This window comes from Aurantivibrio plasticivorans, from assembly GCF_055392955.1.
This window is the reverse complement of the sequence record NZ_AP036020.1, coordinates 3,755,916-3,773,386: the sequence shown is the minus strand read 5'-3', so window position 1 is coordinate 3,773,386 and position 17,471 is coordinate 3,755,916. Positions and strand designations below refer to the sequence as shown.

Genomic DNA, 17,471 nt, shown 5'->3' with positions numbered 1-17,471 from the left:
GCCCCGGTGCTTTGATGCTGCAGGCCCTGCTATATATCCTGATCGGCTCCGGCGCGGCTCTTTCCGTCGCAGGATTGCTCTATGGTGTAAGTATTCCCCGCCGGCCCAGGCTGATTGTCAGCTCGGTGTCACTTGCTCTTCTCGTTGCGGGACTCTGGCGCCTCGAGGGTGGCAACCTGCCGATCTCCATCCCGCGACATATTATTGCTGTCGTCGATTGCAAAGTCGGCGCACTGGACGTGGCCGCAGCCAGCCTGTCGGAGTTAGACAATGTCGCGAGTGTCTCGGTTGTTTTGTTCGACGGTGGGTCCCGGTTTGGTTGCGGATCACGGGCTAACGGTGACGACGCATTTCGGGGCCTTAATCTGCCCGCTGAGCCCGATGAATTAGAGGTAATAGCGGGTAGGAGCCGCGCAGCTCATTGTGGCATGGAAACGACAGGCATTGCCGCAATAGACCTGCTAAATGACATTGCCTGTGGTATTCAACTGGCCCTAGATCGTCGCGGACTGCAGTTCAGAATGCGGATACCCTCTGTCGTCCTGTTTCTGGAATCTGAACGCCAGCTGGGTAGGATTCCCCGCAATGCACTCGACATCGAACCGAGTGTCCGTGAAACACTGGCTCGACTAATCCAGCAGGATGTACCCATCGGCACTTTTTTCGTCGAGGAGAGCCGATCGATCGGCCGCGCCGCGACTTTGGAAACGCGCAATGCTCTGGCCTCGGAATCTTGGTCTGCTAAGACGGTTTTCGTATTAACTCTGAGAGATGAAGCACTGATCGATCTTGCGGAAGCACCGCCATACCGTCTGAAGGGTACTTTTCGCAGCCTTGGTGGAACGGGCTGCAGTGAAGTCACGGACCTGACGACGCAGTACTACCCGCTAGGTGAAAATTGGGTGACGGCTACCCGACAGGACCTGATCCGCCCAGGCGAGAGGCCGGAGGAGTTACAGATAACTTTCAGCGCGGATCACTTGAAGTCAAGACCCCTCATCGAACCACGATTCTCATGCGATGGCTGGGTTCGGCTCGAAGTGGAAGCAACGCTTCGGGTTGATGGTGAAGACGTCCGGTTTCCAGTGACGGCGACATATTTTCGACAGGATCCCGTGCCATCCGCGACTCTGATCGAAGGCAATGATGAGGGTAGGCTAACGAGAGATACTTGGTATGGCGCAAGCGCACCCGATGCGATTGGTACTGTCCTTCGGGCATCAACGTCAGGTTTTGCATCATTTTTCGGGCATCTTGGTAGTGCACCCCTCGTCAAGTCAGGCTGCAGTTTCAGGATGTCTGAACTCGAGAACGGCGCAAGGTCGGTGGCAGACCTTGCGAACTGCCTGAGGAACACTGAGGCCTTGCTGCTCGTTGAACCTACTGCGGACGATACCCGATGGTTGGAGTCGGAGGTCGATTTGACGACGTTCCTTCACCAACGTGGCCGAACAGCGGTCGTCATAGGGCCGCCGGCGCAATCTGGTGACGGATCCCTACCCCACTGGATTAGGCCTTCCAATGGGCGGGCGGGCAGTGAGCGGGGGCAGCTCGTACGGCGGGAACGGCAGTTGCACGTCGTGCCGGACCGAGGTTTGCTCGCCAGGGCTGCCCACGATGGCATCCGGCGGCAGCAGGAAGCGATTGACACAATTGCCAGGCAGACGGACCTGCTCGAGTGCGGGACGACCAATCACAGTGTGGGGGTCATCGATTTTGCGGCAGCGCATTTTGGCTTGGACCAAAAGACACTGGTCAATCTCGCAGTCAATCCGCAGCCTACCCGGCTCGATATCATAGGGCCGGATGCGGAGGCAGCGTACAGCACGTACAGCACGGCCCCTTCGGGTTGGGGTGTTTCACCGTCGCTGGAAACCTACCTTGCGAGTCACGCTCTATTGCAGCTAGCCGAATTCGTTAGAGACAAAGGCGATGTAGATGAGTGGGAGTCGTCGATCCGCTACGCCACTACAGTCGTCCTGTTCGCCTCCGATGTCTTTCAGCCGGATATCGATGCGCTGGTGGACTTTACACCGGAGCGTAAAACGGAGATTAAACGCCGGCTAAGTGCCTTTTTCCGGTCGGGCGCACGCGTTGTTGTTGTCGAATTACCTACGGGATTTGCAGATGTCCCAGAAATAGACGACTACATCAGGACGAACATAGGTACAAGGGGAGCCGCCAGCCCTTATGAGTCGGTCAGAGATTTTGCTGCATCGATCGGTTTCGCCGGTCAGGTGTTCTCCGAGAGCATCAACAATCCGGTCGGCATTCTCGAGCATGTAGCGAGTAGTTCCGAGTCGATCAGCAGGACCGCTTTCGGCCGTGGGTTCGATAGCGAGGTAGACTGTATTGGTTCTATCGCAACGCCATGTGATCGATTCGGTCTGAGTGCCGAACGTCCGGCCCCGGAGCGTCACCTCATTCTTGATGGTGCCGATCCGTTGGATGCAGCTAGTGTCCGAACGAGTGCAACCGGAGATTTAATCTATGCGGAGCACCATTTCGGGCGTAGCCGAATTCATACGCTCGGTTATAGTCCGTTGGCTCGCGACTTCATCGAACGTGACACGCTTACGACATATGTCACAGACGCTGCCGGCAGGCCGGTAATGCTTGATCGATGCTTTCTCGATTCGGGGAATCTTGCAATGCCTGATCGGGATACCGAGCCCGGCGTCCGGGCTTGGGTGGACGGGTGGGGGTTTACGCGTCTGATCGACCTCGTTCGGCATTCGGCCGCAGACATTCTCGAAGAGCAGGACGGACAAATCGTTGCGATCGAGGAGGCACCAAATGGACAGTCTGTGGACCTGTTCGTTCGCGCGAGGCCAGATAGTCAGTGGTCGGAGCCTGCCATCAGCGCCGGTTACGTCATTGCACCGGTAGACTACGATCCGGTGACGAGACTGGCGAAGCTCAGGATCAATCGGAACCCGAGCGGAACCGAACCCGATGACAAAGAACCGCTAACGATCGAATCATTGGGAAGGCAGGAACGCATCGCCGTAAAGCTCCTGCCGCTGGAGACGTCGTTTAGCAGCTTCGAAATCTGGAGGCGGGTCGCGGAAATGTCGAGCGGCACAGGCAGTCTGTATGGTAATACATCATCTGCGGCCGGTCGCTACGGTATCGCTACACTTTCAGTAATGGTACTACTGTTTACGCTGATTGAGCTTAGCCCGCTGACGCGCCGCTGGACAGGCTTCCTTGGCATGATCCGACGATTGTTCGAACGACAGGGTCCCGACGCATTGACGATCGTGACAATTTCCGGATTTTCCGTAGAGGCTGTGCTCAGTGAATGGGGCGCAAACCCCGGCAAAGCGGGAAGTGGGCGGCATGCCGGCATCCCCCTCGGCGTTCGCACTGCCCTCAAGGATGATTCACTTACGTCGGTCATCTGGGCCGACCTTGCTGGACTCGTCGCACCGGATACGTTTCCGTTCAAAAAGCCGCGAGTGCGCCTGCGGTCACTGAGCCAGACGAAGGAATCCGTAGTCGTCGTGGATGACACCGGTGCACTCCGGTATCCATCGCCGTCGTGGCAGCGCGCTGACCAAAACACAACTGGACACGGGGGGCACGTCATCAATATCCGAACCCAGAAATCCGAATTTGCTGCACGACTCGCTGCCGTTGTCGCCTGTGGACTCCGGCAGACGGGTACGGTCAAGGTTGTCAGTTCGAGCGCCACTGTGCTGTTGAGTGAAGTTCAGCCTGACGCCGATTCGACGATGTTAGCCGAGACGTTTCGGAATCGAATCAATCGTTCGAAAGCAGAATTTAGCATCCACCGGGAACAGTTCAGCGATGATGAATCCAACCGGCTCCTATTCCTTATTGCTGATCCGCTATGTACGGAAGTGCTGAATATCGAGAAGCTTGCCGAGAGAATGGCTTCAAATGGTGGCGAATTACGCCTCGCACTGGTCGTTAGTGAAAACGATCACAATCCAGCAGGCCTGATGCTGGACTTGTCCAGCAGTGGTTTCATTGACCGAACGGAATGGACGCGTTATGAGTTGACTGTGGCGATGGAAAAGCGCATCGAGCAGCTGAGGGCCGCCATAAATGCGCATGGAGCTCGCTTGGCGGTGCTCGACGCTGACATGACGAGTTCTGAGGTGCTCGCTGTCATCCGCGACGGGGGGCTGTTGGACTAGCATGCAATTCGCCATCGATAGTCTGTTATCGCACTTCGTCACGCCGTTCTGGTCAATCCCGGTTGGTCTGGCACTTTGTGTGCTCGTTGGTGGTTTTTGTATTGCTGCATTCTGGTGGGAGGCGACTGGCGGTGAGTTCTTCAGGAATGAGGGCATCCAAGTCAGCTCGAACCGGGTTGTTAACGTGGCGCTTGCGCTCGTAGTGCCGATATTGATTGCTATGGGTGTATTTCTGATCGTCTTTCCGGTCCAGTCGCCGGTTGGTGTCTTCCTGAAAAGCCAGTCGCACCCATCAGGATTCGATCCTGCCGTGCAGAGTCCATGGGATTCCGACCTTCTACAGTGGTCTCGAGACCTCGATGCGATTGGCATGACTCCGCTTGATGCGTCGCCTTATGTCAATGAGGTCCTGTGGGGTCTGGTAGACGTTGCGCCCCAAGACGGATGGCGGCGCGATTCGGAAGAAATTAGCGCCACGATTTCTGACCTTGTTCTTTCCTCTCTGCGAAAGGACCCTTCCGAGCTGCGACGCGGTACGTCATGGAATAACCGCTTGCCGCGCTGGCTGATTGAAAGCACCGAAATCGCCGTGATCAAGGCTCTGCTCCTCAGGAACAACGTCCATGCGCTCATGATCGAGGCGCATCCGAGACGCACGCCCTCCGGGCATGCCTGGGTGGGAGTTATGCGCTATTTCTCTGAAGACCTTGGTGCCTATAACTGGATTTGGGGCCAGGATTCCGAACGTATTTTCGGCAATGACAAGGTCGTGCCGGCGTCGTACATCAAGGATGACGCATCGAATTTGGGCAATGAGGAAGTACCTTACATCGTCGGTCGGCCGCGGTTTTTCTTGGGAGCGAGGAGCACGGGACAGACCGAGATTAACGTTGCGATAAAGATTGCTTGGCCGCCCGGTTCGTCCGAAGCGAAAATCACTGTGCTGGTCGACGGTGAGGAGTCCATATCGAAGACGCTGGCTCGGGATGTAGTGGTCCCGAGCAATAGCTTGCATCAGATCAGTGGAAATATATCGATGACTGACGCCGCGGACCTGCAAGTGAAAATGAAAACAGCCGGAATTGTTACACGCGTAAGTGGTGTGCAGTTCTCTTTCCCGCATGCGATCCGCGTGAGCATCACAGGCAGCCATGCTGGGGCAGTTTCAGAGTCTATCCGACAGGTTCAGAACTGTAACGTGCCGGAGTTGTTCAACTGGCGGGGGCAGATGATCGAGGTCATTGACGTCGCCAAGGTCAGCCTTGTCGGGAGCGGCAGCGACGTTGAGGTACGTAATGCCGGTGACGAGGGTGTCTGGCTCATCCCGAAAGGCTTTATGGAAAAGAGGTTGGAACAATTGCAGGATCGACTTTCCCGGATTCCCGTGGACGAGTTCGGAGATCGGCAGTTCATGAAGGTGTCGCGGTCAAGAAGCGTTTCACCGGGTCCCTATAGTTTCTTCAATACCCCGTTTCGATACAACGCCGAGCAGCTTTATTTCCAGTCCGACGATGGCGATGCGAAGGCGTTCATCGTTGATCATGATCCTAGGATTGCGCTGAACAGCGGCCCGGTAAGAATACATACGACGAGGCCGCTCATCGTTAAATGGCGGGTTGCCCAGGATAACGCTCCGGGGTTCCTGAATTTGTATCACCTGGCTGTCAACCTCGAAGCACAGGGCCTTTTGCTGAATGCCGATTGCTCACCCCGAAACCCCGCGGAGTTCGATAACGGTCGCTTCTTTCCATTCTGGCGGGCATTTTTCGAAGCACTGCACGGCGCTGCCATCGCCCAGTTGTCCGCCGATACCATTGAAGCGCGGGAGCGCCTGTCCGAGCCACTGTTTGCGCTCAACGATGCGGCACAGGCTCGATTGCGTGCCGAACGAACCCGCCCCGGTCTCATCATGGTGTTGCTCGGCGTCCTGTTGCTGCTGTTTACTGCGACGCGCGGTGTTATTTCTGCTAGGCGAGTTACGAGGGACAAATGAGACAATGAATGCTCAGATAAAAACGGCCGGGTACTACACTAACTTCTGAGACCCGCGAACCGTCAATTCTGGCAAATTATGGCGCTCATTGGTGGGGCCTCCATGAGCCCATCATCCCAAAGGTACTGGGATATGCTGTACGTTGTTCGTAGGGGATTCCAATGTTTCTATATCGGAATCGTCCGGCATATCCTGGGCACAATCACTTCCTTTAGTCTTACACACCTCTAGTTTCGACTTGGCTTCTTCGAGGCGAGATTTGTACTTGTTCAGATGATCGATATTCCGCTGAACCCGCCCCTTGTCCTGGCGCAAGAGGTCGACTAGGCCCAGATACTCTTGGCATCCGGGAGCGCCGCATTCGGTGAGTTGGTACAGTATGTATTCTCCATCTAGGTCGTCGAAGCTAACACTCGCCGCTCCGTAGTAGGCAGACGCCTTCTTGTAATGGGCGATCGAAATATTGATAAGCTCGATCGCCTCAGCGCATTTTTTGACAGTGCTAGGAATCTTGACTATCTCCTTGGTGCATGACGGTGAGCCCCCGTAACATGATATTATCAATTTCCCGGTATTAGCGATGCATGATGTTCCTTTGATTGCCCCTCCTTTTCCTACATCAAAACCTATATCCTCTTCTTGACGACCAAGTTTGCGGGTCCCCTTGATGTCATGGATGATCGCCTGGCAGTTCTTTCGGAGCTCTTGCACTTGGTTGCTGGAGCATTCAGCCGCTCCTATTTGCGTTGTGGCTAGCACAATGGGCAGTACCAGAAAAATTCGTAGGGCGACGATCATTGCTTGGTCAGTTTCCAATGTGGGGGGATCGCCATATCATGGCTGTGTGGTCATCATGCTGCAAGCGCTAGGCTTTTAGAGGGATCTCATGCGTCGGAAGTTGTATTATCTGTGTTCGCTTATTAGTCAAGTTGATTCGGGTAACCAGCTATTGCAATGCAGCGTTTCTGTGTGTTCACGTCTTCGAAAAATAAAACAGGTGTCATATTTTTCGATTTATTTTGATTAATTTTCTAAGCATGGTATTTTTCATGGTATTATCATCTCTCAGGAAAATAAGTCATTGAATATAAAAGATAAAAACTAATTATTGATAATAGAGTGGGAATTATAAATTAGAAAAACTTGCTAAATGAAGGTAACCAATGTATCGCTAAGCTTACAGTATGTCCGCCAAGTGCTGACCAACGACCCGGTTACCAATCTCTTAATGCACTATCCAGAGTACTGGTGAATCTGATCGAACAGTTCTAAGCACACGAGTTCGAGGCAGAGCCGACAGATGAAGAGTTCAGGGCCATTCTCCTCAAATCCGATTCGTGGTCGATGTACTTGCTTCAAATTTTGGAAGATGCCTCAAGAAAGTAAACGAGGCACAACCTCAGCGTGGTAGGCGTATATGACTTGGCCGTGGTGGCCGCAGACAGATTGTACACGGATGATGTGTTAGGCGAGATTCGTGTGCTGCTTGATCAGACACAAGCTACTGGGAATACGTTTCTCAAGCAGTCCTTGTCGAGAAGAATCTGACAGTTCAGGTGAAGGTAGGAGAGTAAAAATAAGTCGGTGTGATGGTCCGAGTTTAGCGCCAAAATCTCTATTCTGCGTTCCACCCACGTTCCACTGGCGTTCCACAGAAGGGACAATTTGAGATGATGAGAGACAAGTGGTTGAGTGGGTATAAACAAGAAAACCATTTAAGAATCAGCATCTTAAATGGTCTCTCGTGGTCTTTCGACGTTTTTCAAAATGGTGCCCAGGAGAGGACTTGAACCTCCACGGGATTGCTCCCACCAGCACCTGAAGCTGGCGTGTCTACCAATTTCACCACCTGGGCATTTGAAGGTGGATTTTAAATTATTGCTAACTGCACGTTCTGTGTATTTACCCCGACACACAGTGGTCGCTCCCGGCTCCTGCCTCCCGCAACACTTGTGCATCCTGCACATCGCCTACGCTCTTTACCTATGCGAACGCACCACCTCGGAATATTGGGGTGTTTTGCAGCTGATAGTGCTAAGGGCGCGAATCTTAGAGGCCCTTTGTAGTTGTGTCAAACAGTGTTTGAGGGGTAGTTCTCTGAGCTTAGGGCAACTTGGTTGCGACCATTTTCTTTGGCTCTGTAGAGGGCGGTGTCGGCGAGTTGTATTAGCTTGTGGGTGCTTTCTTCGCTGCTGGGCTGGTGGGTGGATACGCCAATGCTGGCTGTCATTTTTATGGATTTGCCTTCGTGTAAGACTGAGATATTTTCGATGGCTTTACGAATTCGCTCAGCGAGATGATGAGCTCCAGGTTCATCGGTTTCTGGCAGTACGAGGGCGAATTCTTCGCCGCCGTATCTGGCCACCATGTCATTTGGTTTGCGTACGTTTGTTGCGATGCAGCTGGCGACGAGGGTTAAGCACCTGTCGCCTGCTTGGTGGCCGTAGTTGTCGTTGATGGCTTTGAAGTGATCAATATCTACCATCATTAAGGATAGCGGTTGTCCGGTGCGGCTTGCTCGCGCGATTTCATATTCAGCCACTTCGTCGAATTGCCGGCGGTTGTTGACGCCGGTTAATGGGTCGGTTTTGGTTAGCTTGGCGAGCTCGCTGTTAGCAACCTGAAGTTTGGTCATCGCGTTTTCTAGTTCTTCGGTGCGTAGTTTGACTTGGTCTTCTAGTTCTTTGTTGGTTTTCTCCCGAAGCTGCAATAAGGAGCGTTGAGCCGCTTCTTTTGCAATGCGTTGACGTCTGATTCGATCAGCCAAGGCGAGAGACAGAAGAACAATTTCAAGTACAAAGCTGCCTGCCTGTGTGTATTCCAATAGTGGCGAGTAATTTATTTCACCTTGCAGTGTTAGGACCATAAATGTGGTGCTAATGGCAACGCCAGTCCATGCCACAACAAAGTAAATGGCTGATCGATTGCCTCGCCGCCAAACGACGAACGATGTAACTATCGCTAAAATTCCAAGGATGCCTGAAAGGCTGCCTAGCAGCAGCATTGCATAGCCTAGGTAAGGAGTGAGGGTAAAGACTAATACTGCTGATAGCCCTATCAGCATTGCTGTGTTGGCTTTTAAAAGCCAGTTTGTATATCGAGGTAGGTCGAGGAATATGCGAAAGAAATAAGTGACTGAGAGAAAACAATAAGATGCGAAAACGGGGGAGGCGTGGAGGTTCAGCCAATCGTTAGTTGGCCATAACAATAATCGCCCATAGCCGCTTACGGCGAGTAAATACAAGAAGCTGCTAAATACGGTGTTGGTATAAAAGAGGTACATCGAGTCCCGTACGGCAAAATACAGTGACAGGTTGTACAGAATCATCACGAGCAGTATGCCGAAGACCATGCTGAACATGATGGTGCGTGTTAGGTCATGCTTTTGGTAGGCCTTATCCGAGAAGAGCATCAACGGAATATAAATAAAGTTGGGGTCTTGAATTCGTAAATAGACAGTTGTTGTGTCTTCCTGCAGTTTTAAAGGAAGCACGATGTTCTTGTGTGCGTTGTCCTCGGTGATGGGGGTAGATTTCCCGGCGCGATAAACTTTTGAGAGTGTATTTTGGTTGCTGTAGACCGCGAGTTCTACTAGCGAAATGTGAGGCCAAAGAACCTCGAGCATCCAATTTTGTGGGCTATTGGCATTTGTTGTTACGTTAAAGCGTATCCAAAGGGTGCCATTGGTTCTGATATTTAGCGTGTCTATTTTGGGTGTTTGCCATGCGTTATTGTGGTGGATCTGGGCTATCTGGCCCCAATCAGAGCTGGCGGGCATCAACAAGTATTCAAAGTTTTGATTGCTAATTAATGTTCCGCTTTTGATTGTTGGGCTGACAGGTGTTGTGTCAGCACTTGTAGTCGAAGTGCTGGCTATCGAAAGAAAAAAAGCTATCAGAAGAAGGGCGCGCATATATCTACAACTATAGAAGGCTTTGATCAGCTGTCCATCTGCGATGGCAGTGCGTTATTGTTGAATCGAGCCTATAGGTTGAGGCGCACATTTTAAATAGCGCTCGTCTGGTTGGCCGATGCTCGGTTAGTCAAAGTTTCTATTTGGCCCTCTCTGATCGCTAATCTCGAGCTGGTGTTGATTCTTTTTAAGTATGTTGAACATACTAATCGGTCACAATGTTGTCTTTTTAACTTCATAAAACTGACCCTTTTCTGCCATATCCCCTGACTAAGGTGACGCCTTTTACGACATGCAAACGGTCAATTGGGGGGCTGCATGAACCAACCACTGTGTCTTAAAACGTTACCTAAAAATCTATTGAGTGTGGCAGTCGCTAGCCTTATCTCTGCTACTACATCTATTTCTGTTGAAGCTGCTCGCGTTGAAGGTCGCGTAACGGACAGTCAGCAAAAAGTGAACTTCGCTGGCGCGCAGGTTCGTCTCGAGGAAATTAATCGAACAGTGAGTACCGGTGAAGACGGTCGATTTGTTTTCCGAAATGTGCCTGAGGGGACTTATACGTTAAAAGTCGACTATGTTGGCGCAGACGCGGTCTCGCAAACGCTTGTTGTTGACGACGAGGTCGAGTCGCAAATCGTTCGCATTGGTGAAAACGTGGCGGACATGGATAACATCATTGTTTACGGTGTATCGAGTCAAGCAGCGACGGCCCTCAATCGTCAGCGCTCAGCCAATACCACGATGAGCGTCATTTCTTCTGATCGTGCGGGTGATCTTCCAGACCAAAACATAGCGGAAGCGCTTCAGCGCGCGCCGGGTGTCTTTATTGAGCGGGACCAAGGGGAAGGTCGTTTCGTTGCTGTTCGTGGGTTACCTCAATCCCTGAATACAGTGTCCATTAATGGCGTGAATGTGCCAGCCCCTGACTCGGGGGAGCGTGTTGTAGCGCTAGACGTTATACCTGCTGATTTACTTGAAACAATCGAGGTCAACAAAACCTTTACGCCGGATCAAGATGCGGGGTCTATCAGTGGCAGTATCAACGTAAAAAGTCTTAGCGGTTTTGATCGCAATGGCCAGTTCATGCGATTTAGTGTCGAGAATAACCATAACAATTTGCAAGAAGAGAATAGTCCGAAAATTTCAGCGACCTATTCCAACGCTTTTGATTTGTCGAATGGAAACGAGTTGGCAATCGCTGCGTCTTTGTCTTATGAGGATAGGGAATTTGGTTCGGAAAATACGGAACAAGATGGCGACTGGGAGATTGTTGGCGGAGCGCCAGTAACTGAAGAGGCTGAGCTACGAGACTATCAAATTTCGCGGGAACGACTTGGCTTTGCGTTGAATTTTGACTTGCGCACCAGTGAGTCACAACGCTTTTACTTGCGAACGTTATACAGTGATTTTGAGGACGCCGAAATTCGTAATCGTATTGAAATTGAACCCGATGCGGATACAGTCAGTGCTATCGGCGGCGGTGCGAGCTTTACTGAAGCCGAATACAAACGCAGCATGAAAGATCGTATTGAAACACAGGAAATTATTTCGCTGGTGCTCGGTGGCGAGACTGAAGTAGGTACTTGGTCTTATGATTACGCTCTAGGTTTTTCAACGGCTGAAGAAGACGAGCCTAATCGGGTGGATTCAAAAATTGAGACGGATGATCCTTACGCGTTTTCCTATTCAAACTTGGGGCAGATACCTAATTATTCATTGGCTGCCGAAGCCTATGATGCAAATAACTTTAAGTTTGATGATATCGCCATCGAGAACAACTTGGTGGAAGATGAAGAGCTTAGTTTCAAGCTAGATGTTGCCCGCGACATTGATTTTGGCGGCAATCCAGGTGAAGTGAAGTTTGGTTTTAAATATCGTGATCGCGAAAAAGAGCGTCGTTCAGATATCCGGGTTTACGATGACTTAGACTTCTTGAGCGCCAGTGACTTCGTGGCGGGCTCACCAGATTATTCTCTAGCAAACTTTGGTTTTGGTTTAAATGCCAATGCGTTGCGTTCAACAGCATTTGCTTTGGGAAGTACCGGTCTGAATGCTGAAGAAAGTGTCGTTGAGTCGAGTGTTGGTGATTACGGTATGAGCGAAGAAATTTTCGCTGCCTATGTAATGGCTCAGGTCGATATCAATCGTTTGCGTCTTGTCGGTGGTGTGCGGTTTGAGCAAACCGATTTTTCTTCCAGAGGTGCGGTGGGAAGCATCTATGAAACTGACGATCCATCGACTGCATTTGCCGCCGCAGACCTGGCGGATGGCAATCAAAATGATGTTGTCGCAAGTGCCGACGGTGTGTCTTTCGATGGTGATTACGACTATGCATTGCCAAGTATTGTCGCGCGCTATAAGGCGACGGATGATTTAATTATTCGTGGTGGCTTGAGTCAAACCATCAGTCGTCCTGGCTTTGGTGCGATTAATCCCTCGGCCTTAGCGGAAATTGAAGATGAAGACGGCGAAGTGAAGTTAGAGATTGAAGAGTTGGGCAACGTTGACTTAGATCCTTACGAGGCGTTTAACGTTGATTTAAGTGCTGAATACTATCCCGGTAAGCTTGGTGTCATGTCTGCGGCATTCTTTTATAAAGACATCGATAACTTTATTGCCTTAACCAATGTGTCTGACACTATCAACCTAGCGCCTTGGTTAATCCTTACGCCAGACTTAACAGCCGCGGATATCGACGATGTTGACGCTACGCAATATCGCAATGGTGAATCTGCGACGGTTGCGGGGGTTGAGTTGGCGTACATCAAAAACTTTGTCAACGGCTTAACCGTCGGAGTTAACGCAACCTTCACTGATACCGAGGCGGATTACGAAGATGGTGTGACCCGCGACCTCATTGGTTCTGCCGATACTGTGGCAAATCTTATGTTGGGCTACCAGCTGGGCGGTTTTAGTGGTCGGCTTGCCTACAACTACACGGCGGAAAGATTAGAGGAAATCGGTGGTTCATCAGCGTTAGATGTTTATCGTGATGAGCATGCGCAAATCGATCTTTCATTAAAATATGATTTCAATGAAAGCTTTCAGGTCTACCTCGAAGGCGCGAACTTAACTGATGAGCCTTATTACATTTACCAGGGTGGCGCTAGCTTCAACCGTCAGTACGAAGAATACGGTCGCACGTTTGTACTGGGTTTGAGCTACACGAGGTTTTAAGTGATAAAACGTTTTGTTGTAACCGTTGCAGCAGCTTACTTGATGGTGAGCTGTGTGCATCAGACCGTGCCACCAGAAATTGCTGCGACCACACACGCATTAAAAACGCTGGACGATTTAGCGTCAATTGATCCCGGCGTACTGCATCAGGGTGTGCAGCGGGCCAGTTACGGATGGAATTCCACGCCGCGTGAATTGGCGGTGACATTGGATGATGAGTCCGGTCTTTTATCTGTGTGGCAGAAATCGGGTGAGAAGTACTCATTGCTGATCGGGCATTATTTTTCTACGCAACAGCTCGACGGGGTTTGCTTGTCGTCCTATGACAATTTGCCAACACTGATTACCTTCGATGACAAAGGTTATTTGGCGCAATGGCTGATCGATTTGCAAACGACACAATTACAGCTTGTGCGAACATTGGCTGGAAGCCTGAACAGCAAAATGTGTTACTCCCCGCCCAATACGTTTGACTTATTTGTCATGGAAGAGGGGGTTGGGCTGTGGCGCTTTGCATCAGACCCTGAGCTCGAAGATGAGCGTAAGCTTGTGGCGGCCGTTGAGCCAATAGGTAATTTGAATGCGGATGCAGAAAGCGTCGAAGTGACCGATAAAGGCTTGTGGGTTGAGGAAAAGCTTGTTGTCAGTGTCGACGGGTTTAGAGCCAACTCGCGCAATGTTGCTCAGATCACTCCGAAATTTGAAACAACACCTGCCGAATTAACAGGCGATGTCATGGATGATCCGGTTGTGTGGAGCGGCGTTCGCAATGAAAAGTATCATCGCATATTGGCAACGGATAAGCGCGTTGGTTTACGAGTGTACGACTTCACGGGAGAGCAGCAACAGTTCATCCCTGTGGGGCGAGTCAACAATGTAGATTTGCGCCCTGTCGATAATCATCCCGATTTTGTTGCCATTGCGGCGGCAAGTAATCGTACATTGAAATCCATCAGCTTATTTGGCATTGATAAGAAAGGCCGCGTGACGTGGTTGGAAAATGCCGAGGTTGCCACAGGTTTAGACGACCCTTACGGCTTGTGTATGCATAAACATCAGCAGCAAGTGTTTGTGTTTGTGAATGATAAGGATGGGCGCTATCAGCAGTGGCTACTCAACATTAATCCGGGCTCGATTACCTCCTCATTGTTGCGCGAATTTGTCACTGATGATCAGCCTGAAGGCTGCGTCGCCGACGATGCGAATCAGCGTTTATTTGTCGGTGTGGAAGATGACGGTATTTACGTAACGTCCACTCTCCCGGCCGCCAATACGGCCCTGACATTGGTTCATGCCATTGACGGCGAGCGACTTGTGGCAGACGTGGAGGGTTTGGATATCTACCTCCAAGGCGACTCTGGGTATCTGGTAGCGTCTTCCCAGGGAAATTCAACCTACGCGATCTTTGATCGACTGCCTCCGTATGGTTATCGCGGTAGTGTAAAAATATCGCCAAACATCGGGCTTGGTATCGATGGATCCGGTGGTACCGACGGTTTAGCGGTAGACTCGCTGCGAGAGGTGTTGGTAGTCCAAGATGGTCTCAACGTTTTAAATGACACGCGTAGTGGTTATTTGCCTCAAAACTTAAAGGTGGTTGAGTGGCAGGATGTGGTTGAGGCGCTTAAGCTTGACGAATAGCCTGTTTGGGCCGCCACTATCGAGACTCAATAGATGCAAGTGGCGGTTCAGCGGCGTATAGTATCCGTTCTTTAGTATCTATTGAGCACATCTTTTGAGTAAACGAAAACGTAGCAAACCTTCCTCCGATCCCTATGCGAAGCGCGAAGCATCGCAATACGAAAATCCTATCCCCAGCCGAGAGTATATTCTTGAGCAATTGCGCGACGTCGGCAAACCGCTAACGCATGACGAACTAACGGCGTTACTTAATCTCAGTGACCCTGATGATGTTGAGGCGTTGCGTCGGCGGTTGATCGCCATGGAGCGAGATGGTCAGTTAATTAGAGACCGTCGGAGAGCCTATGGTGTGGTTGATCGTATGCATCTATTGCGCGGGCGGGTGCAAGGTCATCGAGACGGTTATGGGTTTTTCATCCCTCAAGACGGAGGTGAAGACCTCTATCTGACATCGCGTCAAATGGACAAGGTCTTTGATGGTGATGAAGTCTTGGTGCGGTCCTCAGGTTATGGCTTTAAAGGCAAAAAAGAAGGCTCGATTGTTGAGGTGTTGTCCCACAATACGCGCCAAGTCGTTGGGCGCTTTTATAAAGAGCGCGGCATTCAATTTGTTCGCCCCGATAATCCGCGTTTAGTGAAAGATATTCTTGTACCGCTTGGAGAGCAAGGCGACGCGGAATCTGGTCAATATGTTGTTGTGGATATCGAACAGCAGCCAACACGTAGCCAGCCTCCGGCAGGCCCGATTGTGCAAGTGTTGGGTGATCACATGGCGCCGGGAATGGAAATTGATGTGGCAGTTCGCAGTCACGGCATTCCCAATCAATGGCCTGGCGATGTGCTCGATGAGGCAAGCCAGTTGCCGAGCGAAGTGGATGAATCCGATAAAAAACATCGAGTCGATTTGCGTAAACTTCCGTTCGTAACGATTGATGGTGAAGACGCACGAGATTTTGATGATGCCGTTTATTGCGAACGTAAAAAGTCGGGCGGCAAACCAAGTGGTTGGCGGTTGTGGGTGGCGATCGCCGATGTATCACACTATGTGAACATTGATTCCCCGCTTGATCGCGAAGCACAGCTGCGCAGTACGTCGGTTTATTTCCCTGACTACGTTATTCCCATGTTGCCTGAGGCGTTGTCGAACGGTTTGTGTTCGCTCAACCCTGAGGTGGATCGCTTGACGATGGTTTGCGAGATGACCATCAGTGAGGCGGGTAAAGTCAGTGGCTATAAGTTTTATGAGGGGTTGATTCATTCTCACGCACGGCTGACTTATACCAAAGTGGGTCAGATGTTGGAGGAGCGCGGCGATAACAAAAGTGGTATCCGCAAGCATTATCACAATGTGGTGAAACACGTTGATGAATTACATTCATTGTATACAGCGTTGCGTGGCGCGCGAGATGAGCGTGGTGCGATTGACTTTGAAACGGTGGAAACTCGAATTATTTTCGATCAAAACCGCAAGATCGAAAAAATTATTCCTGTCGTACGGAATGATGCGCACAAAATTATTGAAGAATGTATGTTGTGCGCCAATGTGTGTGCGGCAAAGTTTTTAGAAAAACACGAACTGGTGGGTTTGTATCGCGTTCACGAAGGCCCTACAGACGAAAAGCTCGAAAATCTTCGGGACTATCTAGCGGAACTGGGGTTGTACTTACCTGGAGGTCGCAAACCTAAGCCTGAACACTATCAAGAACTGATGGCAATGATTGAGGATCGCGTCGACGCGCACATGATTCAAACCATGATGCTGCGAAGTCTTCGGCAAGCGGTCTATTCTCCTGAAAATGAAGGTCACTTCGGCTTAAATTACACGGCGTATACCCACTTTACGTCACCTATTCGTCGCTATCCGGATTTGTTAACACATCGCGCGATCCGCCATGTTATTCGCTCAAGGCAAGACACTAAGAGCGTAAAGCGTGTAACTGGTGCGAAGGTAATCGCCAAGCAAAAAATTTACCCCTACGATATGGCGATGATGCTGCAGTTGGGCGAGCATACTTCGCTGGCGGAGCGGCGCGCTGACGATGCGACTCGAGATGTCGTTAGCTGGTTGAAGTGTGAGTTTTTGCAAGCCCATGTTGGCGATACGTTTCAGGGGGTTGTTACCTCCGTTGTTGGGTTTGGTTTATTTGTCGAGCTGGAAGACTTATATGTCGAAGGCTTGGTGCACATTACATCGTTGCCTAGAGATTATTATTATTTTGAGCCTTCCAAGATGCGTTTGGTGGGAGAAAATACGCGTCGCGTGTTTCGCTTAGGTGATGAGTTGACTGTCCAGGTAGCGCGTGTTGATCTGGAAGATCGCAAAATCGACTTTGAGCTTATTGAGGCGAAAGGTTCGAAGACTCATCGCATCAGTAAGCAAGAAGCACAGCAAGCGATGAATGACGCTCGAAGGCCGAACAAAAAGAATCGTGCTGGCAAAAAGTCTAAATCGACGAAAAAGGATCGTTCGGAACGTGGTGAAACGTCGACAGGCAAAAAATCTAGCAATTCCAAAAAGAAAGGCTCCGCTCGCAAACGTCGCCGCTAACCTCCGATTTACGTTTCTATAAAGTTAATT

7 protein-coding genes and 1 tRNA gene are annotated in these 17,471 nt (G+C 50.8%); 5 read left to right on the top strand and 3 right to left on the bottom strand.

Annotated elements, in window-relative coordinates:
- The first annotated feature begins 14 nt into the window (after positions 1-14).
- Positions 15-4,166 (top strand): hypothetical protein, encoded by a 4,152-nt coding sequence (locus tag ACZ5NB_RS16860; protein WP_464107608.1) that lies wholly within the window; start codon positions 15-17, stop codon positions 4,164-4,166.
- A gap of 1 nt (position 4,167) precedes the next feature.
- Positions 4,168-6,159, top strand: a complete 1,992-nt coding sequence (locus tag ACZ5NB_RS16855; RefSeq protein WP_464107607.1) for a hypothetical protein — start codon at positions 4,168-4,170, stop codon at positions 6,157-6,159.
- A gap of 111 nt (positions 6,160-6,270) precedes the next feature.
- Here ACZ5NB_RS16855 and ACZ5NB_RS16850 read toward each other — a convergent pair whose 3' ends face one another.
- The 3 genes from ACZ5NB_RS16850 to ACZ5NB_RS16840 all read right to left on the bottom strand — a co-directional run bounded on the left by ACZ5NB_RS16850 (position 6,271) and on the right by ACZ5NB_RS16840 (position 10,072).
- On the bottom strand, positions 6,271-6,957 hold the full coding sequence (locus ACZ5NB_RS16850; protein WP_464107606.1) for a hypothetical protein: 687 nt from the start codon (positions 6,955-6,957) through the stop codon (positions 6,271-6,273).
- A gap of 970 nt (positions 6,958-7,927) precedes the next feature.
- A tRNA-Leu gene (locus tag ACZ5NB_RS16845) sits at positions 7,928-8,014 on the bottom strand.
- 216 nt (positions 8,015-8,230) lie between these two features.
- Positions 8,231-10,072, bottom strand: coding sequence for a sensor domain-containing diguanylate cyclase (locus tag ACZ5NB_RS16840; RefSeq protein ID WP_460233459.1), 1,842 nt, complete (start codon positions 10,070-10,072; stop codon positions 8,231-8,233).
- A gap of 318 nt (positions 10,073-10,390) precedes the next feature.
- Here ACZ5NB_RS16840 and ACZ5NB_RS16835 point away from each other — a divergent pair, with 318 nt between their 5' ends.
- From ACZ5NB_RS16835 to rnr, 3 genes are all read left to right on the top strand, one after another.
- Positions 10,391-13,252 carry a TonB-dependent receptor gene (locus ACZ5NB_RS16835; protein ID WP_460233458.1) on the top strand — a complete coding sequence of 954 codons (2,862 nt, stop codon included), beginning with the start codon at positions 10,391-10,393 and terminating at the stop codon, positions 13,250-13,252.
- Positions 13,253-14,893: a phytase gene (locus ACZ5NB_RS16830; protein ID WP_460233457.1), complete on the top strand. Its 1,641-nt coding sequence runs from the start codon at positions 13,253-13,255 to the stop codon at positions 14,891-14,893. It begins immediately after the preceding gene.
- 94 nt (positions 14,894-14,987) lie between these two features.
- Positions 14,988-17,441 (top strand): ribonuclease R, encoded by a 2,454-nt coding sequence (gene rnr / locus ACZ5NB_RS16825; protein WP_464107605.1) that lies wholly within the window; start codon positions 14,988-14,990, stop codon positions 17,439-17,441.
- Positions 17,442-17,471: the final 30 nt, after the last annotated feature.